We start from the raw sequence: 23,489 nt of genomic DNA, 5'->3' as shown, positions 1-23,489 counted from the left end.
GCGGCACCCTGCGAGGCGAAGCTTACGTCCGCCGAGCTTGACCCTGGAAGCCGGGATTTGCGGCATCCTGACCGCGTTCGCGCCGGAGCGGCGCCGAGGGCGCCGCTCATTATTCGCGCTGTATGTGCACGGCGAAACGCCAAAAACCGGGAGCGTGAAGGGCCGGCTTCCCCCTGGGGAAGGCCGGCCCCCGACAGGCGACTTGAGTCCGCCGTCAGCGGCGGCCGGCATCGGCTCCGCTGCGGCGGCTGCGGACGGAGCCGGTGCTCACGTCGTCGCCGCGGACGACGCGGCCGAAGCCTCGCGCTTCCTCGGCCAGATTGTAAGCGGCGGCGCGGCCCTGCAGGCCGCCGGGGGCGACGGCGGCCGGGATGCCGGCGGGTGCATTGTAGCTCTGCGCCACGGCCGCGCCGGCCGAAAGGCTGAGCGCGAAGGCGAGGGTGTTGGTGAGAAGTCGGGCGGTCATGGCGGTCTTCCTCTTGATCGATCCTCGATCAGGTGACCGATATAAGAGGCCACGCTCGTCGTGGTTCCTAACTTTTGAGCATGACCGCCTTGAGAAACAACAAAGAATGCCTGCGTGCTATGCAGCAAACGCTCGATCGCTCGGCTGGCTTATCAGTGAATTCCAGCTTCAGCACCGCATTTACTGAAGAATAAGGTTTTCAATCAGCTACTTTCAGGAGCTGAACGATCTTGTGCAATGCCGCAGCCGGACTGACACGATTCTGTTGCGACATGTGTGCTTGGTCACGTTCCACCGCATGATGCGCTCCGGCGCGGTGATGCCGCAAGGAGACGTCGCAAGGTGATGCTCCCGGGAACGCTGCGCACCGACGGCCCCAGCCGCAGTTCCGCGGCGAGAGGACGCCCTCGCGGTTCTGGAGGAGGGGGCGGCCCGACCTCGCGATCGCGCTCAATCGACCGCGCTGTACTTCTCGAACGCGACTTCGATCCTTTGCGCCACCAATCGAACATGTCCGTCGAAGGGAGGGCGCGCCCGCCGCATCAGGCTGACGGTCTGGGTGATGGCGCCGGCATCGGCGAGGGGCGTGAAAGCGAGGACACCGCGGCGCAACTCCTCGCTCACATCCGACAGGTTGAGGAAGGTGACGTGAGGCGCGGTCTGCGCGAGCCGCTTCATCAGTTCGATCGAGTTGGTCTCGACGGCGGGCACGAAGCTCGCGCCCTCCGGAACGAGGAGTTCGAGCACGTCGCGCAGGGTCATGGTCGGGTCGGCGACGACGAGGGGGTAGTCGAGGCAATCGGCCATCCGCACGAGACAGCGGCCACTGAGCGGATGGTCGGGGGCCATCACCGCGCCGAGATGATGCTGGAATTCGGCGATGCAGGAGAGGCGCGGATTCGCCGGGACCCGGTAGGCCAGCGCCAGATCCGCCGTCCCCGAGATCAACGCGGCGACGATCTCCTCCGCCGGGAGCACGCGGACCTTGAGGACGATGCCCGGATCCGTCTCGCGGAACTCGCGGATGACACCGCAGAGCACCCCGGCGGCGAGGCTCGCCATGGTCACCACCGTCACCTCGCCGCGCGTCATGCCCTTGAGCGCCGCCACCTGCGCCAACACCCGGTCGTGGTCCTTCAGCGTCTCGCGGATGTGGCGGATCACGACCTCGCCGGTGGCGGTCAGGCGCAGGCCCCGTGGCAACCGCTCGAACAACGGCGTGCCGATCTCCTCCTCGAGCGCGAGGATCTGCCGGTTTATCGCGCTTGAGGCCACGTTGAGGCGCGCTGCCGCCCGGCGGATCGAGCCGCTTCGCGCGACCTCGTCGAGATAGCCGAGCAGGCGGTGATGGAGCATCCGGTTCCCCGGGCCGAGGATCGACGCAGCCGGCGCGCGCTCGCGTGCCTGCCAAGTCCGCCCTGCATGTTGCAGAGAGCTTGCCAGTTGGCCGCGCGGGCGGGTTGCCGGTTTCGCCTAGAGGCTGTGCAGCGAGCCTTCGGGGACCCTGACATCGTCGGCGAACACGACGCGGTCGCCGTCGAGCCGAGCGTGGCCGCTCGCCACCAGGGCGAGGGCGGCCGGATAGATCCGATGCTCCTGCACCAGGATGCGGGCGGCGAGGCTGTCGGGATCGTCGCCGGGCAGGACAGGCACGGCGGCCTGAGCGATGATCGGCCCGGCATCGAGCTCGGGCACCACGAAGTGGACCGTGCAGCCGTGCAGCCGCACGCCGGCTCTGAGCGCCTGTTCGTGAGTGTGCACGCCGCGGAACAGCGGCAGCAGCGAGGGGTGGATGTTGATCATCCGCCCCGTCCAGGCTTCGACGAACGGCGCGGAGAAGATCCGCATGAAGCCGGCGAGGACCACGAGCTCGATTCCGGCCGCGTCGAGTTCGGCTTGCAGCGCCGCGTCGAAGCTCGCCCGGTCGCGAAAACGCTTATGGTCGACCGCCCTGGTCTCGATGCCGGCCGCGGCGGCATGGGCAAGCCCGCCCGCTTCGGGTCGGTTCGAAAGGACGAGGGCGATCTCTGCAGGATAATCCGGCGCCTGCGCAGCCGCCATCACCGAGGCCATGTTCGAGCCGCGCCCCGAGATCAGGATCGCGATCCGGGTCTTCGCCGCAGGCGACATCAGAGTGCGAGGGTGCCGGTGAACGTCACGGGCTCGGGGCCGCGCTCGGTGATGCGGCCGAGCCGGACCGGCGCCTCGCCAGCCTCGGCGAGCGCGGCGATCACAGCTGCGGCGGCCGGGGCCTCGACCACCGCGACCATGCCGATCCCGCAATTGAAGGTGCGCAGCATCTCATGGACCGCGACGTTGCCGGTCCTGGCGAGCCAGCCGAAGACCGGGAGCACCGGGATGGCGTCGAGGTCGACCGCGATGCCGACCGCGTCCGGCAGGACCCTGGGCAGGTTGTCGGGAAAGCCACCGCCGGTGATGTGGGCGAGGGCCTTGATCCCGTCGGTGGCCTTCAGAACGGCGAGCAGCGGTTTCACGTAGATCCGGGTCGGTTCCAGGAGCGCCTGGCCCAGCGACAGGCCGGGCGCAAATGGAGCGGGTGCGTCGTAGCCGAGGCCGCTCGCCTCGACGATTCGGCGAACCAGCGAGAACCCGTTCGAATGGACGCCGGAGGAGGGCAGCCCGAGCACCACATCGCCCGGCGCGATGCCCTGGCGCGGCAGCAGCGTGCCTCGCTCGGCCGCGCCCACCGAGAAGCCGGCGAGGTCGTAATCGGCACCGTCATACAGGCCCGGCATCTCGGCGGTCTCGCCGCCGATGAGGGCACAGCCGGCGCGGACGCAGCCCTCGGCGATGCCGCGCACGATGTCGGCGCCGACACCCGGCACGAGCTTGCCGGTGGCGTAATAGTCGAGGAAGAACAAGGGCTCGGCGCCCTGGACGATGATGTCGTTGACGCACATCGCCACGAGATCGATGCCGATGGTGTCGTGGCGGCCGGTCTCGATCGCAACCTTCACCTTGGTGCCGACCCCGTCATTGGCCGCCACCAGGATCGGGTCCTTGAAGCCCGCGGCCTTCAGGTCGAACAGCCCGCCGAAGCCGCCGATCTCGGCATCCGCCCCGGGCCTGCGGGTCGCGCGCACCAGCGGCTTGATCGCGTCGACCATGGCGTTGCCGGCATCGATGTCGACGCCTGCCTGTGCGTAGGTCATTCCGTTCCCAGGCTCGCTCGTCATCGGCGCCTCGTTCCTCGTCTGAATTCGTGCGCAACCCTCTAGCGGGTCGCATCGGGCGGGGCGAGTCGCCATCGACGCCGAGCGCCAACCGGTCCTGTAGGAACGGAGAAAGCCGGCATCGTGCGCCTTGACCCTGCCTCCCGACCCTCCCATGACTCCGCCCCGACGAGTCAGGCGAAGGGTGGCCGATGCGCGGCAAGGCGATGATCGGGTTGGCGGGGCTCGCGGTGGTCGTGCTGCTTCTCTACCTCCTCAAGGACGTAATCCTGCCCTTCGCCGCCGGCTGTGCGCTTGCCTACTTGCTCGATCCCCTGGCCGACCGGCTGGAGCGGCTCGGTCTCGGGCGGCTCGCCGCCTCGCTCCTCATCCTCGCCCTCTTCGTCGTCGCGCTCGTGATGACCCTTCTGATCGTCGGCCCCCTCGTCGCCAAGCAGGTCTCCGCCCTCGTCTCGACCCTGCCCGGCATGGTCTCGAAGCTGCAGGGCCTCATCGTCGCGCGGGCCGGGCCGCTGCTGGAGCGGGTCGGTGGCGCCGACGTGCTGAACGATCTGCAATCCTCCGTCGGCACCATCGTCAGCCAGGGGGGAAGCTGGTTCCTGACCTTCCTCGGCTCGCTCTGGACCGGCAGCCAGGCCCTGGTCTCGGTCGTCTCGCTCGTGGTCATCACTCCGGTCGTCGCCTTCTACATGCTGCTCGACTGGGACCGGATGGTCGCCAAGGTCGATAGCTGGGTGCCGCCGCGGCATCGTCCGACGGTGCGCCGGCTCGGCCGTGAGATGGACGGCGCCGTCACGGGCTTCCTGCGCGGTCAGACCCTGGTCTGCCTCATCCTCGGCAGCTTCTACGCCGTGGGGTTATTCACCATCGGCCTGAACTTCGGCATCCTCATCGGGCTGATCGCCGGATTCCTGACCTTCGTCCCCTATGTCGGCACGATCGTCGGCTTCCTGCTCTCGGTGGGCGTGGCCCTGGTTCAGTTCTGGCCGAATTCGGACTGGCTCCATATCGGGCTCACCATCGCCGTCTTCGTGGTCGGGCAGTTCCTCGAGGGCAACATCATCTCGCCCAAGCTCGTCGGCGATTCCGTTGGGCTCCATCCGGTCTGGCTCATGTTCGCGCTCCTGGCCTTCGGCTCGCTATTCGGCTTTCTCGGCCTTCTCATCGCCGTGCCGGTGGCGGCCTCGATCGGCGTCCTCGTGCGCTACGCCCTCGACCGCTACCTCGAAAGCCCGCTCTATCACGCCGACGAACCGGTCCTCCTGTCGGGCCCTGAGCGGCGCGAGCCTTGAATCCGCCATGGACCGTTCCCGCCGCGACGCCGCTCCACCGAAGCAGCTCACCTTCGACCTGCCCCTCGACCCGCGCTACGGCCGCGAGGATTTCCTCGTCGGTCCGGCCAACGAGATCGCCTACGGCCTGATCGAGGCTTGGCCGGATTGGCCCGACACCGTGTTCCTGCTCACGGGTCCCGCCGGCAGCGGCAAGAGCCATCTCGCCTCGATCTGGGCGACCCGGGCGCATGCCTGGACCGCCAAGGCCTCGGAGGTGGTTGACGCGGCGATCCCCCACCTCGTCTCGAACGGCGCCCTCGTCGTCGAGGACGTGGACCGTCCGCAGGGCCGCGACGAGGCCGCCCTGTTCCACCTCCTCAACCTCGCCCGCGAGCGCAAGACCCCGGTCCTTCTTACCGCAGGCCGGCCGGTGGAGGCGATGGGGCTGGCCACCGCCGACCTGCGCTCGCGCTTGCGCCTGGCGCCGGGAGCGACCATCCTGCCGCCCGACGAGGCGCTGCTGCGCGCGGTCATCGTCAAGCTTTTCGTCGACCGACAGCTCGTCGTCGATCTGAGCGTGGTCGAGGCGCTCGTGCTGCGCATCGACCGCTCGTTGGCTCTCGCCCGCGAGGTCGTGGTCGAGCTCGACCGAGACGCGCTGGGCCGCGGACGGCGCATCACGCGGCCCCTAGCTCTCGCTGTCCTTGCCCGCCTCGGCCTCGGGACGGAAGACAACGATGAAGAGCCGGGCTGACGTCATGCCGGTGCAATGATCCGGACGCAGACCGGTCGAGAAGGCTGAAGGAGAACCGTCGTTGTCGGACATGGAATCGGATCGCGTGCAGGCCAACGAAGGCGCGGCGGAGCTGGTCAGCGAGGGCGGCTCAACCGAGAGAGCCCCCTCCGGACCGGCCAAGGTTCCTGCGTCTGCCCGTACCCGCACGGCCCGCAGGCCTGCGCCCGTTTCGCCGGTGGTCGATGCGGCAGCGGAGAATGTACCGGCCGATGCCGCACCGGGCCCGGCCACTGCTCGCGAGGAGGCCGTCCGCGCAACCGTGGTCGAGGCCGGCAAGGCCCTGCGCAAAGCGCCCGAGCGTTTCGTCAACCGGGAGATCTCCTGGCTCCAGTTCAACCACCGGGTCCTCGAGGAGGCCTCGAACCCTAACCATCCGCTGCTCGAACAGCTCCGCTTCCTCTCGATCTCGGCCAACAGCCTCGACGAGTTCTTCATGGTCCGTGTCGCGGGCCTCCATGATCAGGTCCGGGCCGGCCTCGTCGTGCCCTCACAGGACGGGCTGACGCCCGCCGAGCAGCTCACCCGCATCGGCACCGAGGTGTCGTCCCTCGCCCTGGAGCAGCAGCAGCGCTGGCGCGAGCTGCGCAGCGAGCTCCACGGCGTCGGCATTGACCTCGTCGAGCCGGCCGACCTCAGCCAGGACCACGCCGGCTGGCTGCAGGATTACTTCCTCAACTACGTCCTGCCGGTGCTGACGCCGCTCGCCATCGACCCGGCCCATCCGTTCCCGTTCATCCCCAATCTCGGCTCGACGATCGCCCTGATGCTGGTGCGCCCCCGCGACGGACGCACCCTGCGCGCGCTCATCCGCCTGCCGTCGGTGATCGAGCGGTTCGTGCGCCTTCCCGACGTCCAGGGCGACGCCACCGCCCGGTTCATCGCCATCGAGCAGGTCATCGTGCTGTTCACCGGGCGGCTCTTCCCCGGCTACTTCGTGAAGGGGCAGGGGGCCTTCCGCGTCATCCGCGATTCCGATCTCGAAGTGGAGGAGGAGGCCGAGGATCTCGTTCTGCATTTCGAGAGTGCCTTGAAGCGCCGCCGCCGCGGCGTCGTCATCCGCCTCGAGGTCGAGTCGGGCATGCCCGAGGATCTGCGCGGCTTCGTTGCCGACGAGCTCGAGATCGGCCCCGATGCGGTGTTCCTCGTCGAGGGCATGCTGGCCCTCAACGAGCTCTCGCAGATCGTCGGGATCGACCGGCCCGACCTCAAGTTCAAGCCCTACAATCCGCGCTTTCCCGAGCGCATCCGCGAGAGCGGCGGCGATGTCTTCGCGGCGATCCGACAGAAGGACTTCATCGTCCACCACCCCTACGAATCCTTCGACTCGGTGGTGCAGTTCCTCAACCAGGCCGCGCGCGATCCCCACGTCGTCGCGATCAAGCAGACCCTCTACCGCACCTCGTCGAACTCGCCGATCGTGGCGGCCCTCGCGGAAGCCGCGGAAGCCGGGAAATCGGTGACGGCCCTCGTCGAGCTGAAGGCCCGCTTCGACGAGGAGGCCAATATCCGCTGGGCGCGCGACCTCGAGAAGGCCGGCGCGCAGGTGGTCTTCGGCTTCATCGAGCTGAAGACCCACGCCAAGCTCTCGATGGTGGTGCGGCGCGAGGGCGACCGGCTCGTGAGCTACTGCCATGTCGGCACGGGCAACTACCACCCGATCACGGCGCGCATCTATACCGACCTGTCCTTCTTCACGGCCGATCCGGCGGTGACGCGCGACGTCTCCCGTATCTTCAACTTCATCACCGGCTACGCCGAGCCGGCAGAGCTCGAGCGGATGTCGGTCTCGCCGCTGACGCTGAAGGCACGGCTCCTCGACAGCATCGAGCAGGAGGTCGGCCATGCCAGGGCCGGGCGCCCGGCGGCGATCTGGCTGAAATGCAATTCCCTCGTCGACGCGCAGATCATCGACGCGCTCTACGACGCCTCGGAAGCCGGCGTGCAGATCGACTGCATCGTCCGCGGGATCTGCTGCCTCAGGCCCGGCATCCCCGGATTGTCGGAGAGGATCCGGGTCAAGTCCATCGTCGGGCGCTTCCTCGAACACGAGCGGATCTACGCCTTCGGCAGCGGCTACGGTCTGCCGCACCCCAAGGCCGCCGTCTACATCTCCTCGGCCGATCTCATGAGCCGCAACCTCGACCGCCGCGTCGAGGCGCTCCTGCCGATCACCAATCCGACGGTGCATCAGCAGGTGCTCGATCAGATCATGCTCGCCAACCTCCTCGACAACCGCCAGAGCTGGCGTGTACTGGCCTCGGGCGCGAGCGAGCGGACCCATCCTGCCGATGGCGAGGAACCTTTCAACGCGCACAAATACTTCATGACGAATCCGAGCCTGTCCGGGCGCGGAAAGTCGTCCAAGAAATCGAGTCCGCGGGCTCTGAGCCGACGCGCCCAGCGACCGTGACGGACCCCTCGCAAGGACCCTGGATGGGCCTCTCCTCCACCAGCCCGATGCCAATCTCCGCGACCGCCGGCGACGCGCCGGCGCGGACACCGGTGGCAATCATCGATATCGGCTCGAACTCGGTCCGCCTCGTCGCCTATCACCGCCTGACCCGGGCGCCGACGCCGCTCTACAACGAGAAGGTCCTGTGCGGACTCGGCCGCAACGTCATCACCACCGGCCGCCTCAACGAGGAGGCCGTCAGGCGGGCCCTGGCCGCCCTGGCTCGTTTCCGGGTGCTGTGCGAGGTGATGAAGATCGACAGAGTCTTCGTCCTCGCCACGGCCGCCGCCCGCGACGCCGAGAACGGCCCCGACTTCCTCGCCGCGGCCGAGGCCGCCTGCGGCCACCCGATCGAACTGCTCTCCGGCCGGCGCGAGGCCGAACTCTCGGCGCTGGGCGTCATCTCCGGCTTCCACGCGCCCGACGGCGTCGTCGGCGACCTCGGCGGGGGCTCCCTCGAACTCGTCGACGTGCGCGGCGCGACGGTGGGGCAGGGGGTGACCATGCCGCTCGGCGGCCTCGCTCTGCAGGACCTCACCGGCGGCTCGCCCAAGAAGGCGCAGAAGATCGTCCGGGACCATCTGAAGAAGGCGGCGCCGCAACTGGAGACCCTGCGCGGGCGCAGCTTCTATGCGGTCGGCGGCACCTGGCGGGCGCTCGCGCGTCTCCATCAGGCCGCGCGGCTCTATCCCTTCCACGTCATGCACGGCTACTGCGTCGAGCCCTCGGACGAACTGAACTTCCTCGAAGTGGTCGAGAGGGTCGACACCGCCCTCCTCGCGGACGTCGAGACCATCTCGGAGGCTCGCCGGCCGCTTCTGGCCTACGGCGCCATCGTGCTCGAGGAGATCATCCGCATCGGCCGGCCGCGCGAGGTGGCGATTTCGGCGAGCGGTGTGCGCGAGGGGCTCCTCTACGAGCAACTCGACCGCGAGACCCGCGCCGTCGACCCGCTCCTCGCCGCCGCCTCGGAGCTGAACGTCCTGCGCGCCCGCTCGCCCGGGCATGCCAACGACCTCATCGCCTGGACCGACAGGTTCGTGAGCGCCCTGGACGGCCCCGAGACGGCGGACGAGCGCCGCCTGCGCCATGCCGCCTGCCTCCTTTCCGACATCGGCTGGCGCGCCCACCCCGATTACCGCGGCGAGCACAGCATCGACGTGATCACGCAAGGCGCCTTCGTCGGCATCGATCATCCCGGCCGCGCCTATCTCGCCCTGGCCGTCTATTTCCGCCACGAGGGCGTCGCGGCAGAAAAGGCGAGTCCCATGCTGCGCGGTCTCGCTGGCCCACGCCTGTTCGAGCGGGCGCGGCTCCTGGGCGGATTGCTGCGCGTCGCCTTCCCGGTCTCGGCCGGCATGGCCGGAACCCTCCCGCGCATCCCCATCGGCGTCGCCGATGGCAAGGTCTTGCTGACCATACCGGCAGAATGGCGGGCGCTGGCCGGCGAGCGCATCCTTGGCCGCGTCCGCGGGCTCGGGCGGGTGATCGGGCTGGAGGGAAGGGTCGAGGTGGGGTGACGGGTCTCCTCAGCTTGCCCTCTCCGCAAAAATCGCCTTCTTGACGATAGCGTGGACGCCCCAGTTGCCGTCGACCACCTGGGTCATGCCGAAATCGACCGCGATCGACATGAGCGAAATCGCCTCTTCCTCGGTGAGGCCGTGCGCGTGCATCAGGAACTGGCGCGTCTTGCGGAAGGCGTCGCGCGTGGCGAGCTCGATCGAGTTTTTGCGAAGATCGCGTTCTGCGCGTCGGGGCCGAGATCGGCGAGGTCGTTCGGGTAGCTGAAGCCCGACAACACCCACTTCTCCGCCGTCTCGATCATGGGGAAGTCGAGCCCTTCGAGCGAGGTGCCGGCCAGATCCGCTTGTCTGTGCAGCACGAACTGGAAGGTGCCGGTGAGCGAGCATTCGATGGCGGTGCCGCACAGCTCGGACTCACCCTGGCTCGCATGCGGGTCGCCCACCGAGAACAGGGCGCCCGGCACGGCCACCGGATAATACATCGTGGCACCCTTGCCGATGCGCCAATTGTCGATGTTGCCGCCGGTATAGCTCGGGGGGATCGAGTTCACCATGTCGGCTTCCTTGGGCGCGAGGCCCATCGTGCCGAAATGCTTTGAAACCGGCACAGTTCGGATCATCGCCACGGCACGTCGTTTCGCCTCGTGTTGCGTCGGCAGAGTGCATGCAATGCAGCGGCCAAGGTTTGGCGCGAGCTTCGCAGGGCGGCGCAACGACTCGCGATCACCTGCGTTATGCAGCGCGCAGCTTGAGTATTCCGTCCCACGCGACGAGGAATGGTTCAGCCCATTGACCACCGGCGTCGACCGTTCGCAGCTCCGACAGATCATCGCCGGATTGACCGAGGGCGTGATCCTGATCGAGCCCGATCAGACCATCGCCTGGGCGAACGAGGCGGCTCTCGGCATGCACGGCGCGGAGGATCTCGCCGAGCTCGGCGCCGATGTCGGCGCCTACCGTGAAAAGTTCGCCCTGCGCTACCGCAACCACCATGTCATCGAGCGCTATCCGATGGAACGGGTGGTGGCGGGCGAGGCCTTCGACGAAGTGATCGTCAACGTCCGCCGCACCGACCGGCCGGACTTCGACGTGATGCACCGCATCCGCAGCCTCGTCATCACGGATGCCGCGGGCCAGCCGGATTGCCTCGTTCTCGTCATCACCGACGTGACGCCTCAATTCGAGGCCGAGGAGCGGTTCGAGCGCACCTTCAACGCCAATCCGGCTCCCGCGGTGATCTGCCGGCTGTCGGACCTGCGCCATGTCAAGGTCAATCTCGGCTTCCTCGAAATGACGGGCTACCGCCGCGACGACGTGATCGGCCGCAGCGTCTACGAGGTCGACGTGCTCAGCGAGGCCAAGAACCGGGATCTGGGCATCGCTCGGCTTAAGGAGGGCGGTACCATCCCGCAGATGGAGGCTTGCCTCAGGCTTCCCGACGGCGGAACCCGTTTCGTCATCGTCGCCGGCCAGCCCATCGACATGGGCGAGGAGCCCTGCATGCTCTTCACCTTCGCCGACCTCGATCTGCGCAAGAAGGCCGAGACGGCCCTGCGCCAGAGCGAGGCGCGCTTCGCCGCGGCCTTCCGCCTGACTCCGGTGCCGACCCTCCTGTGCCGGGCGGAGACCTTCGAGGTCGTCGGTGCGAACGAGGCTTTCGGCCGCATCTTCGGCAAGGAGACCGAGGAGACCCGCAACGGTTTCGATCTCCGCGATCTCTGGGTCAAGGCCGAGGACCGTGCCCGCTTCGAGGCCGCGGTCGCCACGGGAAGCGCGCTCGGGCTCGAGACCTGCCTGCGCCGACAGGACGGCACCGAGCGCGACAGCCTCGTCTCGGCCGAGTCGGTCACCATCGGCGAAGAGGCCTGCATCCTCGTCGTCCTGCAGGACATCACCGATCGGAAGCGCTCGGAGCGGGAGCTTTTCGCGGCCATCGAGGCGGTGATGGCGGACGCCTCGTGGTTCAGCCGCGGCATCATCGAGAGGCTGAGCGGCCTGAAACCGAATGAGAACGGCACCCGCCAGGGCCTGGCACAGGCGGCTTTGACGCCACGGGAGCGCGAGGTGCTGAACCTCATCTGCCAGGGACTCGCCGACCCTGCCATCGGGCAGCGCCTCGGGCTGACGCCGAACACCGTGCGCAACCACGTGGCCGCCCTCTACCGCAAGCTCGGGGTGCATCGCCGCGGCGAGGCGATCGTATGGGGCCGCGAGAACGGCTTCGCCGCGTCGCTCACGCGACCGTGATAATTACCATAGGTTACTAGTAAAATCTGATCATTGATCTGATTGAAATCGCTCCCATCTCGCTGTCGACACGCAACGCTTGATGTTGCCGCTGCATCCACAGCCAAGGAGCGATCGATGGACAAGAACCGAATCGAAGGCGCCGTGAAGCAGGCCAAGGGTTCCATCAAGGAGGCCATCGGCAAGGTCACGGGCGATACCGCCACTCGGGTCGAAGGCACCGCCGAAAAGCTCGCCGGAAAGGCCCAGAGCACAGCCGGAAAGGCGGCGGACGGCGTCCGCGACGTCCTCAAGAAGTAGGCGCCGGGCGAGGCGTCCCGTATCAACCCTGATAGAAGGATCGACATCATGAGCCTGGATCGCGTGAGCAGCACCATCAAGGAGATCGGCGGACAGGCCGAGAGCGCCGTCGGCGATGCCATCGGCGATCGCGGCGCCCAGATCGGCGGCCGCCTGCGCACGGCCGAGGGCCGGAGCGAGAAGGTCCTGGCCGATGCCGGCGTCGCAATCCGGGAGGCGGCTGACAACGTCTCCGGCTATGCCGACGAGGCGTACGAGCGCGGGGCCCGCTCGCTGCGCGAAGGCCGCGACGTCGTCGCTGACCAGGTCGCCGGCAAGCCCGTGGCGGCCCTGCTCATCGCCGGTCTCGTCGGCTACGGCCTCGGTCTTTTGATCCATCGCGCCTGACACGGCGCGATCCGCTCGAGTGAGCGCTCGTTCGCTGGTCGAGGCGAGTTGGTTTCGAGACCAACTCAGCGAGGCCTTTACTCTGGATTCAGCCGAATGATCTTCAATCCAGAACGTTCACGATCGTTGCTCTCTGCAATCGGGCTGAGCGGTCCTGAAAATAAAGATCGTTCTCTCGTCTGATCTTCGGCTCGAAGATCATCGCTAGACTTGGACACGCGTCGGCCGCGATCAGGCCGGCGCGCTCCGTCGGCGCGCCCATACCCCTTCCCGTTCAACGTCCCCACGAAAAGGAACGACCCCTTGGCCACTTCGCCTGCCTTCACCCCTGTTCGCGCCACCGAGATCCATGATTCCGCGCATGCCGCCGGATCCGCCGCCGTCTCTCTCCATCAGGTGTCGTGGGGCGCCATCCTCGCCGGCGCCGTCGCGGCGCTCGTCGCTCAGATGATCCTCAACATGGTCGGCCTCGGCATCGGCCTCGCCGTGCTCAACCCGGCCGGCTCGGACAATCCGGCCGCGGGCTCGCTCTCGCTGGGAGCCGGCCTCTGGTGGGTGGTCTCCGGCATCGTCGCCTCCGCCATCGGCGGCTTCCTCGCCGGGCGGCTCTCGGGCAAGCCCGCCGCGGGCACCGCCGGCTACCATGGCCTCGTCTCCTGGGCCGTCACCACCCTGGTGATCGTATATCTGCTGACCTCGGCTGTCGGCGGCCTCGTCGGAGGTGCCTTCGGCGGCGTCACCAGCGTTCTCGGCGGTGCCGGCTCCGCCATCGGCGGCGCTGCTCAGACCGCAGCCCAGGCGGCGGCTCCCTCGCTGACCAAGCTCTCCGACCCGCTGAACGGCATCGAGAACCAGGTCCGCCAGGCGAGCGGCAACCAGGACCCTGCTGCGCTCCGCGATGCGGCAGCCGGCGCCGTCCGCGCCTATCTCTCCGGTGACGCGGCCCAGAAGGCCCAGGCCGAGGCCAAGGCCGCCGACGCGCTGGCCAAGGCTCAGGGCGTCCCGGTCGACCAGGCGAAGGCGCAGATCGCCGAGTACAAGTCTCAGTACGAGAAGACTTTGGCTGAGACCAAACAGAAGGCCCAGGCTGCCGCCGAGGCCACCCGCAGCGCCGCTTCCCAGGGCGCGCTCTACGCCGCCCTCGCGCTGGTTCTGGGTGCGCTGGCGGCCTTCCTGGCCGGCCGTGCCGGCGCCGTCGGTCCGCTGGTCGTCGATCGCCGCCACTGACGGCACGACATCTCCGCCAATGCGATGCGGCCCCCGGAGCGATCCGGGGGTCTCGTCGTTCCGGCCCTCAGCCGGAGATCGGCAGCAAGCCCGGCTCGGCCGTATCGGGCTTCGGCCGCACCACGCTCGCCTGGGCCTCGACCACGGCCGCCGCCGTGACGTTGACGATGCCGCGCGCCGTCACCGATGGCGACAGGATGTGGGCCGGGTGGGCCGGTCCGATCAGCAGCGGCCCCACCGGGAGTGCGTCCGCCAGCACCTTGGCGAACTGGAAGGCGATGTTGGCCGCGTCGAGATTCGGGAAGACCAGCACGTTGGCCGCTCCCTTCAGGCGCGAGCCCGGCAACACGCGGTCGCGGATCAGTTCCGACAAGGCGGAATCCGCCTGCATCTCGCCATCGACCTGGAGGGAGGGCGCGCGGGACTGGATCAGTCCAAGGGCGGTCCTCATCTTGACCGCCGAGCGGGAATCCGACTGCCCGAAATCGGAATGGCTGAGAAGCGCGATCTTCGGCGTCAGGCCGAACCGGGAGACGTGCTCGGCGCAGGCGACCGCCACGTCGGCGATCTCCTCGGCGCTGGGATCCGCGCGGACATGGGTGTCGGCGAGGAAGAAGGCGCCCTTCTTCGTGACGATGAGGCTCATCGCCGCGAAATCGAGGACGCCGGGCGCGAGCCCGATCACGTCGCGGATCGCCCTGAGCCGCGATTCGAACCGGCCCTCGAGCCCGCAGATCAGGGCATCGGCCTCGCCCCGCCGCACGGCGATCGCGCCGATCACGGTGTTGTTGGTGCGCACCAAGGTCCGCGCCGCATCGGGCGTGATGCCACGCCGTCCAGCGATCTCGAGATAGGTCGCGACGTAGTCGCGATAGCGCGGATCGTCCTCGGGATCGATGAGGTCGAAATCCTCGCCCTGGCGGATCGAAAGGCCAAAACGCTTGATCCGCGTCTCGATCACCCGCGGGCGCCCGACCAAGATCGGCCGCGCGACCTTGTCCTCGACGATGGCTTGCGCGGCGCGCAGCACGCGCTCGTCCTCGCCCTCGGAATAGATGACGCGCTTGGGGTTCTCCTTCGCCTTGGAGAAGATCGGCTTCATGATGAAGCCGGAGCGATGGACGAAGCGGTCGAGGCTATCGGCGTAGGCCTGGACGTTCTCCAGCGGCCGCGTCGCGACGCCGGAATCCATCGCCGCCTGCGCGACGGCGGGGGCGATGCGCAGGATCAGGCGCGGATCGAACGGGCTCGGGATCAGCGAGCGCGGGCCGAAGGGCCTCGCCTCGCCGCCATAGGCGCGGGCGACGACGTCCGAGGGCGTCTCGCGGGCGAGCGCGGCGATCGCCTTCACGGCGGCCTTCTTCATCTCCTCGTTGATGCTCGTCGCCCCGACATCGAGGGCGCCGCGGAAGATGTAGGGAAAGCACAGGACGTTGTTGACCTGGTTGGGAAAATCCGAGCGCCCGGTGCAGATCATCGCGTCGGGGCGCTTCTCCTGCGCGAGGTCCGGCATGATCTCCGGGTAGGGATTGGCGAGCGCCATGATCAGGGGCTTCTCGGCCATCGTCTCGAGGTATTCGGGCTTGAGCACCCCGCCGGCCGAGAGGCCGATGAAGACGTCCGCGCCGGGAATGACCTCTGCAAGCGTCCGGGCCTCTGTTTCCTGCGCGTAGATGTCCTTCCAGCGGTCCATCAGCTCGGGCCGGCCCTTATAGACCACGCCCTTGATGTCGGTGACCGTGATGTTCTCGACGCGGGCGCCGAGGGACACCAGCAGGTTGAGGCAGGCGAGGGCGGCGGCGCCAGCGCCCGAGGTGACGATCCGGACATCGCCGAGCTGCTTGCCGGCGAGTTCGAGGGCGTTGAGCACGGCTGCGGCCACGATGATGGCGGTGCCGTGCTGGTCGTCGTGGAAGACCGGGATGTTCATCCGCGCCCGGCACTGCTCCTCGACCTCGAAGCACTCGGGCGCCTTGATGTCCTCGAGATTGATGCCGCCGAAGGTCGGCTCCAGGGCGCAGACCACGTCGACGAGCTTCTCGACGTCGGTCTGGTCGACCTCGATGTCGAACACGTCGATGCCGGCGAACTTCTTGAACAGGACCGCCTTGCCCTCCATCACCGGCTTCGAGGCGAGGGGGCCGATATTGCCGAGGCCCAGCACCGCCGTGCCGTTGGTGAGCACCGCGACGAGGTTCTGGCGGATGGTGAGGGTCGCGGCCTCCTGCGGATCTTCGTGGATCGCCATGCAGGCCGCCGCGACACCGGGCGAGTAGGCGAGCGCCAGGTCGCGCTGGTTGCCGAGGGGCTTGGTCGCCTGGATCTCCAGCTTCCCGGGGCGTGGCAGGCGATGGTAGACGAGCGCCCCGGACTTGAGATCGTCGGACATGTTGTCGCCCATGGGCCTCACTCCCTGGATCCCGCGCCGCTTCGGCGCCGCACCTTCGCGATCGGGATGCGTCGTTTGAGGACTCTGTTGCACCGCCTGCGGAACGCACGCAACCCGCACAACGAGACACGTCTGCACCTCGCGAAACTCGCGCGCCGGCACGGTTTCGAGATCGGCGCCTATTCCTACGGCCATCCCAAGGTGCGCTTTGCGCGCTCCGGGCGGCGGCTGACGATCGGGCGATTTTGTTCCATCGCCGACCATGTCGAGATCATGCTGGGCGGCGATCACCGCCTCGACTGGGTCTCGACCTACCCCTTCGCCGCCATGCACGGACCTTGGGCCGCAGCACAGGCTCCCGGGGATTACCAGGTCTCGCGCGGCGACGTGACGATCGGCTCGGACGTCTGGCTCGGCTCCGGCTGCCTCATCCTGTCGGGGGTCACGATCGGCCATGGTGCGGTGGTGGCGGCCCGTGCGGTGGTCAGCCGCGACGTGCCGCCCTATGCGGTCGTGGCGGGCAATCCCGCGCGGCTCATGCGCCACCGCTTCGACGAGGCGACGGTCGCCGATCTTCTCGAGACCGCCTGGTGGGACCGCGATCCCGAGACCGTGGCTCGGCTGGTGCCGCTGCTGCAGGGCGGGCGCGCATCCGAACTCGTCGCGGCGCTGCGGGCAGCCGGCGTTGCGGCGGCCCCTCGAATTGCTTAACCGGGTCCTTCGGTAGAACCCTTTCGATCAAGGCCTTCGACGATGTCCGAGACCCCGCCCGACCGCCTCGCCGCCAACCCCAACAGCCCCTTCTACGACGAGGCCATGCTCGAGCGCGGGGTCGGCATCCGCTTCAAGGGCGTCGAGAAGACCAATGTCGAGGAATATTGCGTCAGCGAGGGCTGGGTCCGTCTCAGCGCCGGCAAGACCCTCGACCGGGCCGGCAACCCGATGACCGTGAAACTTAAAGGTCCGGTCGAGCCCTATTTCAAGGACAAGACCGACGCGGCCTGAGTCGAGGCTCCGGCGTCACCGATCCGCCACGGACACGGCTCGGCGGCTTCGGCTAGACAGCCGCCATCATGCAACTCCGACCCTATCAGCGCGCCAGCCTCGACGCTCTCGAAGCCTCGTGGCGGGCCGGCGACCGCGCCGGTCTCGTCGTCCTGCCGACGGGAGCCGGCAAGGCGCTGGTCATCGCCGCCCTGGTGCGCGAGGCCCTGGCGACGTACCCGGGCCTGCGGGTCGCGATCGTCACCCATACCCGCGAGCTCATCGCCCAGAATCATCGCGAGCTCCTCGGCTACTGGCCCGAGGCGCCGGCCGGGATCTATTCCGCCGGCCTCGGACGACGCGAGGCCTCGGCGCAGGTCCTGTTCTGCGGCATCCAGTCGGTGGCGGGACGTGTCCGCGAGATCGGTGCCGTCGACCTCGTCATCGTCGACGAGGCCCATCTCATCCCGCGCAACGCCGAGACGGGCTACGGCCGATTCCTCGCCGCCCTGAGAGCCGAGCGGCCGGACCTGCGCCTCGTCGGGCTCACGGCCACCCCCTATCGGCTCGATAGCGGGCGCCTCGACGAGGGCGAGGGACGCCTGTTCGAGCGCATCGTCTACGAGGCCAATGTCGGCGACCTGATCCACCAAGGCTACCTCTCGCCCCTGGTCTCCAAGGCCACCGCCACCACCCTCGACGTCGCCGGGGTGCCGAGGCGTGGCGGCGACTACATTCCGGGCGCCCTCGAAGCTGCGGTCAACCGCGACTGGATCACGCGCGCGGCTGTGGAGGAGATGGTGGCCTATGGCCGCGACCGCCGCGCCTGGCTCGCCTTCTGCGCCGGCCTTGCTCATGCGGAGGCCGTGCGCGACGCGATCCGGCAGGAGGGCATCTCCTGCGAGACGATCTCGGGCGAGACCGGCAAGCGCGAGCGCGACCGCACCATCGCGGCCTTCCGCGAGGGGAGGCTGCGATGCCTGACCTCGGTCGGGGTGCTGGCGACCGGGTTCAACGTGCCGCGGGTCGACCTCATCGCTCTGCTGCGGCCGACCCAGAGCACCGGGCTCTACGTCCAGCAGGTCGGCCGCGCCCTGCGCCTCGCGCCCGGCAAGACGGACGGGCTGATCCTCGATTATGCCGGCCTCGTGCGCATGCACGGCCCGGTCGATATCGTCACCGCGCGCAGCGCCGCCGCCGTCAAGGGCCGCGAGGGCGAGGTCAGGGCCAAGCCCTGCCCGGGCTGCGGCGCCCTCATCGCCCTCAATGCGAGTACCTGCGAGGCCTGCTGGGTCGAGCCGGAGGAGGACGGGGATGCCGCCCACGAGGCGAGCGCCGACGACGAGAACCCGATCCTTTCCGGCAGGACCCCCGACTGGCAGCGGGTCGAGGCCTGGAGCCTCGGCGTCCACGCCCCGCCGGACGCGCCCGAGAGCCTGGAGGTGACCTTCCGTCTCGCCGGCGGCCTCAGCGCCCAGGTCAGGGTCTGCCTGGAGCATCATGGCTACCCGCGCGAGAAGGCGGTGGCGTGGTGGCGTCAGTTCACCGGCGATCCGTCCGCGCCGATGACGGTGGCCGAGGCGCTGGAGCGCCGGGACGCGCTCGTCCGTCCCGTGGCGATCCAGGTCCGCGCCAACGGCCGGCTGTCGGAGAGCATCCAGTATCGCCTGCCGGGTGGGCGCGTCTTCGCGGACACGCGCCGGCTCGGATAGATGCACTTGTCGCCCCGTCATGCGTTGGCCCCGCATCGACGAGCCCGCGAGACGAGGATGCCTGGTGATCATGTCGAAGCCACCGATGTCGACATGGCGAAAGGGCACATGGCGAAGGGCGGCTGGCGGCCTCCTCAAGATGGCCGCCCGTCCGGTGCGCCGGGCGCAGGGGCGCCACGGCACCGTCCTCGAAGCCTATCGCGGCTACGGTTCGCGCCAGGAGATCTTCCTGATCGGCCGGGTCTTTCGTCAGTCTCGTCCCGAAAAGGTCGCCGAGGATACCGAGATCCGAGCGGCCCTTCGCGACATCGGGCGCCGGATCCGCCGCCGCCGGGTCGCCGGCGTGGCGGTGGTTGGACGGTTCGCAGGCGCGGAGAGCCGCGTCTTCACCGACCGCGACGGCTATTTCCGCATCACCCTCAATCCGCGTCAGCTGCCGTCCGAGGATGTGGCCTGGCACCCGGTCGATCTCGTCGTCGAGACCGAGCCGCCGATCCACGGACGGTGCGAGGTATTCATTCCGACATCGCGCTGCCGGACCCTGATCATCAGCGACATCGACGACACGGTGATGCACACGGGCGTCGCCAACAAGCTGAAGATGCTGTGGCGCCTGTTCGTGGCCGATGCCGAGAGCCGGATCGCCTTTCCCGGCGCGGCGGCCTTCTACCGGGCTCTCCATTCGGGTGCGGACGGCGACGAGGGCAACCCGATGCTCTACGTCTCACGGGCGCCCTGGGGCATCTACGACATGCTCAGCACGTTCTTCGCGATGCACCGCATCCCGGCGGGGCCGGTGCTGTTCCTGCGCGAATGGGGGCTCTCGTGGAAGCGGCCGCTACCGCGCCGCGCCGAGGACCACAAGCGCGCGCTGATCGGGAAGATGCTCGCGGTCTATCCCGACCTGCCGGTGGTGCTCATCGGCGATAGCGGGCAGCACGACCCGGAGGTCTATGCCCGCATCGTCGAGGAGAATCCAGGCCGCGTCCGCGCCGTCTACATCCGCAACGTCTCGCGCCATGCCGGCCGGATCGAGGATGTCGAGCGGCTCGCGCGGGCGGTCGCAGCGTCCGGCAGCAGTCTCGTCCTCGCCGCCGACAGCGTCGTCATGGCCGAGCATGCCGCCGGAATCGGATTGATCGGGCAGGGGGCGGTCGCCGAGGTCGCGGCCGGACAGGATCTCGGCGCACCGGCCGCCGAAATCCGGACGGTCACGGCCGAGGGGCTGCGCCAGCTGCTGGCCGACGAACCCGATGCGCCGCCGAGCCTCGTCGTCGAGGAGGACGGGGCGGGCGCGGCGCAGGGGCCAGCCCCGCGACGCGCCTGATACCTGTCTGCGGTCAGCCGACCGTGCCGGCTCCGAAGGTCGTGTCGGCGAAGGCGCTGCGCCCTTCCGCGATGCCGAACTCGAGGTAGTGCTTCATCGGGTTGACCTGGGCCGCGCGGACGTCCGCATAGGCGGCGAGGTAGGCCGAGGAGTCGAACTCCACGGACGGGTCGCGGCCCTCGCGCGCTCCGGACTGAAGGTAGTGCGTCAGCGGATTCGTGCCCGCGGCGGCGACATCGCGATAGGCCGCCAGATAGCCGTCGGTATCGAAGATCGCGTTCGGGTCGCGGCCCTCCCTGATACCGGAACGGTCGTAATGCTGACGGGCGAAGGCGAAGGTATCCTGTCCCGAGGCGGTGGCGGCGACCGCGACGTCCTTGTTGGCGAGAAGGTAGTATTGCGCATCGAAGCCGTCGGCGCGTTGCAAATCGGCTCTGCGCCCGACCTGCTCGAAGGCGCTTCGACCTTCAGCCTGGCCGACGTTGAGGAAGTGCGCGAGCGGATCGACGTTGGCAGCCCGAACGTCGGCATTGGCGGCGAGGTAGCGCTCGTTGTCGAAGTTGACGCCGGGATCGCGACCTTCTCTCCAGCCGAAGGTGTCGTAATGGGCCAGCGGATTGGCGCCGGCAGCCCGCACGTCGGGATTGGCCGCGAGGTAGCCGCTGGTCGAGAAGAAGGCGTTGGGATCGCGGCCCTCCCGGGCGCCGTTCGCCGCGTAATGGGTGTCGGCGTCGGTACCCGCAGCGAAGACGTCGCGGTTGTTGGCGAGGTAGTAGAGGTCGTCGACGAGTGGCGCTCCATCCCCCGTGACGATGGTCCTATCCGAGAAGGTGTAGCGTTCGAAGCCGCTGATCAGATCGCGGCCTTCCGGGCCGGACAGCACGGTGGCGGAGCCGATTTGGCCGACGCTGTAGGCCGAGAAAGGTCCGCTGAGGACGAGGGTATCGGTGCCGGGGGAGCCGTTGGCGTTGCCGCCGCCCATCAGGATGTCGTCGCCGGCACTGTTGACGATGGTGTCGTCGCCCGCCCCGCCGCGGATGAGGTCGGCGAAGGCGGAGCCCCTCAGGGTATCGGCGCCGTCGGTGCCGTTCTGAGCGGTGCCGCGCTGCAGGACAGTGTCGGAGCGGGCCGCGAGGTTCTGGATGCGGGTGTCGCCGGCCGGGCCGGTATCAAGCAGGCCGAAAGGCGTGTCGGCGTAGAAGGCCTTGAGGTACTCGGCGAGGGCGTCCTGCTCCGAACCCTTCGCCGCGAAGGTCTCTGTGTCGGGCAGCGAGACCGCCGCCGCGTCGCGCAGGTTGACCCGGTTCTCGCCATAGGCCGGGAAGGGATAGTTGTCGCCGCCGAGCCCCGGTGCCGTGGCGCTGCCGGTAGCGAGGAAGTCGAGGGTGACGACGCGGATGGCCCGGTTCGGGTCGCCGACGACCTGGCCGTTCTGGACCAGCGTGTCGAGGAGGAAGCCGTTCTCGTCGATGATCGCCGCGGAGACGATGCGCTGTCCCTCGCGGGTGACGTTTCCGTTGAGGTCGAGGGTCTGCGACTGCTTCGTGGCGTCGAAGGAGTAGGAGATGCCGCCGATCTGGGTGAACTGGCCCGGTGTCGCGCCGGGCGCCACCGCGGCGACGCCGTGCTCCAGGATCCGCTCGAGCTCGCTCGCCGTGACGGTGACGAGGGAGAGGTTGTTATTGAAGCGCAGGGAGTTGGTGACATCGAGCTGCGAGATGTCGCCGGCCTGCTTGCCGGCCGCCGGGTTGGCCGCGGGGGGCAACTCGGCGGTACCGCCGCCGGCCGCCGAGAACGAGCCGATCGAGTCTCGGATACCGCCGCCGTTCTTGATCGAGACGGTGACGCTTTTGTCGAACTGCTTGGCGTACCAGATGTTGGCGTCCGAGCTTAGGCTCCCGAGGTTGGTCTCCTCGGTGCGGACCTCGCCGCGGCGGCCTTCGAGATAGACGGACGTCTTGCCGAGGATGTTGCCGTCCTGCTGGCGGATGATGTCGGCGACGCCGAGAGTCTCCTGGATGCCGTCGTTGTTGGCGTCGAGCCCTTCGATGACTTCCCGCACCAGGAAGCCCTTGCTGCCGGGCGTGAATGCGGCGGCGGTCGAGCCGTAGAGCTGTGTCACGGTGGTGTTGTCCACCGCCACGGCGCCGCTGTTCTCGGCGGTGATCGAGTTGCGGATGACGTTGCCGGCATCGTCGAAGGTGACCGTGAGGCGGCCGACGTAAGAGTATTCGCCGTCCGTGTTGACGAGGGCCAGGGTCTGGCCGGAGGCGTTCGTGAAGAATTGCGGATAGGCACCCTGCGAGGCATCGCCCGGGAGCAGCCGGTCGTTGCTGTCGGTCAGGCGCGTGTTCGAGCCGCCGCCGATGAGGACGTCGACGTTGCGCAGGAGCGGAGCCAGGGCCTGCTCGTTGGAGAACTGCTGCAGGTGCGTGCCGACGATGACCTTGTTGATGCCCGGATTGGCGGCGAGCACCCGGTCGACCTCGGCGTTGATCTGCTGGGCCAGAAGCGGGATGTCGTCACGGCCGCTGAAACCGTCGACGGTGACGTTGCCGAGCGAGGAGATCAGGGGGTCGATCTGCGTGGTGGCGCCGATGAAGGCGATCCGTTCGCCGTTCTCGGTGATGATCGTCGAACGGGCGATCTTGTCCGCGCCGGTTCCGGTCTGGGTCGAGGTCGGGCCGGTCTGGGCGAAGGTCGCGGCGTCGCCGTCGGCGTGGACGACGCCAGAGAGTGCCGCCTCCCGCGAGAAGTTCAGGTTCGTCGAGAGATAGGGAAACAGGGAGCCGACCCAGGTATCGTCGGCTGCGCCCGCGGCCGCGCCGAGATTCGCGCCGATGATGTTGAAGACTTCGGTCGGGCCGGCATCGAACTCGTGGTTGCCGAACACCGCGGCCTGGACGCCCATGACGTTCTGGATCGTGATATCGGCGCGCCCGGGCGAGGCGGTCAGACGGCCGTATGCGGCCGCCCCCGAGAGGCCGTAGAACTGGTTGTAGACGCCGTTATAGGTCGCGTTCAACTGCGGATCGCCGCCCGCGATGTAGAACGGGCTCGGAATCCAGCCGTCGCCGGTGGACAGGGTGATCGAGTTCGGAGTCGTGTCCTCCAGTCGGTCCAGGATTGCCGCGAAGTTCGGAGCGCGATCCAGGGCAGCGATCCCGGCTTCGAAGTCGGAGGCGTGCAGGATCTGGAGGGTATAGGGCAT

General features: G+C 68.5%; 18 protein-coding genes and 1 pseudogene. 12 read left to right on the top strand and 7 right to left on the bottom strand.

What is annotated here, in order from left to right; genetic code table 11:
* Positions 1–214: 214 nt before the first annotated feature.
* The 4 genes from K2Y56_RS06395 to purM form a co-directional block, all read right to left on the bottom strand.
* The gene (locus K2Y56_RS06395) at positions 215–466 is read right to left on the bottom strand and encodes a hypothetical protein (RefSeq protein ID WP_292506215.1); all 252 of its coding nucleotides are present in this window, start codon (positions 464–466) and stop codon (positions 215–217) included.
* Positions 467–916: 450 nt separating this feature from the next.
* Complete coding sequence (locus tag K2Y56_RS06390) at positions 917–1,822, bottom strand: LysR substrate-binding domain-containing protein (protein WP_292506213.1); 906 nt, start codon at positions 1,820–1,822, stop codon at positions 917–919.
* 117 nt (positions 1,823–1,939) lie between these two features.
* On the bottom strand, positions 1,940–2,596 hold the full coding sequence (purN, locus tag K2Y56_RS06385; protein WP_292506211.1) for a phosphoribosylglycinamide formyltransferase: 657 nt from the start codon (positions 2,594–2,596) through the stop codon (positions 1,940–1,942).
* Positions 2,596–3,663 (bottom strand): phosphoribosylformylglycinamidine cyclo-ligase, encoded by a 1,068-nt coding sequence (purM, locus tag K2Y56_RS06380; RefSeq protein WP_292506209.1) that lies wholly within the window; start codon positions 3,661–3,663, stop codon positions 2,596–2,598. The genes purN and purM overlap by 1 nt, the downstream gene beginning before the upstream one ends.
* Positions 3,664–3,851: 188 nt before the next feature.
* Here purM and K2Y56_RS06375 point away from each other — a divergent pair, with 188 nt between their 5' ends.
* The 4 genes from K2Y56_RS06375 (at position 3,852) to ppx (ending at position 9,702) form a co-directional block, all read left to right on the top strand.
* The gene (locus K2Y56_RS06375) at positions 3,852–4,952 is read left to right on the top strand and encodes an AI-2E family transporter (protein WP_292506207.1); all 1,101 of its coding nucleotides are present in this window, start codon (positions 3,852–3,854) and stop codon (positions 4,950–4,952) included.
* Between the two features lie 7 nt (positions 4,953–4,959).
* Positions 4,960–5,688, top strand: coding sequence for a hypothetical protein (locus K2Y56_RS06370; protein ID WP_292506205.1), 729 nt, complete (start codon positions 4,960–4,962; stop codon positions 5,686–5,688).
* Between the two features lie 70 nt (positions 5,689–5,758).
* Positions 5,759–8,140: an RNA degradosome polyphosphate kinase gene (locus K2Y56_RS06365; RefSeq protein ID WP_292506344.1), complete on the top strand. Its 2,382-nt coding sequence runs from the start codon at positions 5,759–5,761 to the stop codon at positions 8,138–8,140.
* Positions 8,141–8,187: 47 nt separating this feature from the next.
* Positions 8,188–9,702: an exopolyphosphatase gene (gene ppx, locus K2Y56_RS06360; protein ID WP_292506342.1), complete on the top strand. Its 1,515-nt coding sequence runs from the start codon at positions 8,188–8,190 to the stop codon at positions 9,700–9,702.
* Between the two features lie 9 nt (positions 9,703–9,711).
* Here ppx and K2Y56_RS06355 read toward each other — a convergent pair.
* Positions 9,712–10,325: pseudogene (locus K2Y56_RS06355) on the bottom strand (acetamidase/formamidase family protein); the annotation flags it as partial.
* Positions 10,326–10,494: 169 nt separating this feature from the next.
* Here K2Y56_RS06355 and K2Y56_RS06350 point away from each other — a divergent pair.
* From K2Y56_RS06350 to K2Y56_RS06335, 4 genes are all read left to right on the top strand, one after another.
* Entirely contained in the window at positions 10,495–11,952 is a 1,458-nt protein-coding gene (locus K2Y56_RS06350; RefSeq protein ID WP_292506203.1) for a helix-turn-helix transcriptional regulator, read from the top strand.
* 117 nt (positions 11,953–12,069) lie between these two features.
* Positions 12,070–12,252 (top strand): CsbD family protein, encoded by a 183-nt coding sequence (locus K2Y56_RS06345; protein ID WP_292506201.1) that lies wholly within the window; start codon positions 12,070–12,072, stop codon positions 12,250–12,252.
* Between the two features lie 48 nt (positions 12,253–12,300).
* Positions 12,301–12,639: a hypothetical protein gene (locus tag K2Y56_RS06340; protein WP_292506199.1), complete on the top strand. Its 339-nt coding sequence runs from the start codon at positions 12,301–12,303 to the stop codon at positions 12,637–12,639.
* A 345-nt stretch (positions 12,640–12,984) separates the two neighbouring features.
* Positions 12,985–13,866, top strand: coding sequence for a PhnA-like protein (locus K2Y56_RS06335; protein WP_292506340.1), 882 nt, complete (start codon positions 12,985–12,987; stop codon positions 13,864–13,866).
* 67 nt (positions 13,867–13,933) lie between these two features.
* Here K2Y56_RS06335 and K2Y56_RS06330 read toward each other — a convergent pair whose 3' ends face one another.
* Positions 13,934–16,267 (bottom strand): NADP-dependent malic enzyme, encoded by a 2,334-nt coding sequence (locus tag K2Y56_RS06330; RefSeq protein ID WP_292506198.1) that lies wholly within the window; start codon positions 16,265–16,267, stop codon positions 13,934–13,936.
* A gap of 75 nt (positions 16,268–16,342) precedes the next feature.
* Here K2Y56_RS06330 and K2Y56_RS06325 point away from each other — a divergent pair, with 75 nt between their 5' ends.
* The 4 genes from K2Y56_RS06325 to K2Y56_RS06310 all read left to right on the top strand — a co-directional run bounded on the left by K2Y56_RS06325 (position 16,343) and on the right by K2Y56_RS06310 (position 20,278).
* Positions 16,343–16,966 (top strand): CatB-related O-acetyltransferase, encoded by a 624-nt coding sequence (locus tag K2Y56_RS06325; RefSeq protein ID WP_292506338.1) that lies wholly within the window; start codon positions 16,343–16,345, stop codon positions 16,964–16,966.
* 42 nt (positions 16,967–17,008) lie between these two features.
* Positions 17,009–17,260 carry a DUF3297 family protein gene (locus K2Y56_RS06320; protein WP_292506196.1) on the top strand — a complete coding sequence of 84 codons (252 nt, stop codon included), beginning with the start codon at positions 17,009–17,011 and terminating at the stop codon, positions 17,258–17,260.
* A 65-nt stretch (positions 17,261–17,325) separates the two neighbouring features.
* Entirely contained in the window at positions 17,326–18,951 is a 1,626-nt protein-coding gene (locus K2Y56_RS06315; RefSeq protein ID WP_292506337.1) for a DEAD/DEAH box helicase, read from the top strand.
* Positions 18,952–19,036: 85 nt separating this feature from the next.
* Entirely contained in the window at positions 19,037–20,278 is a 1,242-nt protein-coding gene (locus tag K2Y56_RS06310; RefSeq protein ID WP_292506336.1) for a phosphatase domain-containing protein, read from the top strand.
* Positions 20,279–20,291: 13 nt separating this feature from the next.
* Here the strand turns inward: K2Y56_RS06310 and K2Y56_RS06305 are convergent, their stop codons facing one another.
* The gene (locus K2Y56_RS06305) at positions 20,292–23,489 is read right to left on the bottom strand and encodes a 5'-nucleotidase C-terminal domain-containing protein (protein WP_292506194.1); all 3,198 of its coding nucleotides are present in this window, start codon (positions 23,487–23,489) and stop codon (positions 20,292–20,294) included.

It is taken from the genome of Methylobacterium sp. (assembly GCF_019745455.1).
Taxonomy (GTDB): domain Bacteria; phylum Pseudomonadota; class Alphaproteobacteria; order Rhizobiales; family Beijerinckiaceae; genus Methylobacterium.
Note: the sequence above shows the minus strand (reverse complement) of the source record. Positions and strands in the feature narration are given on the sequence as shown.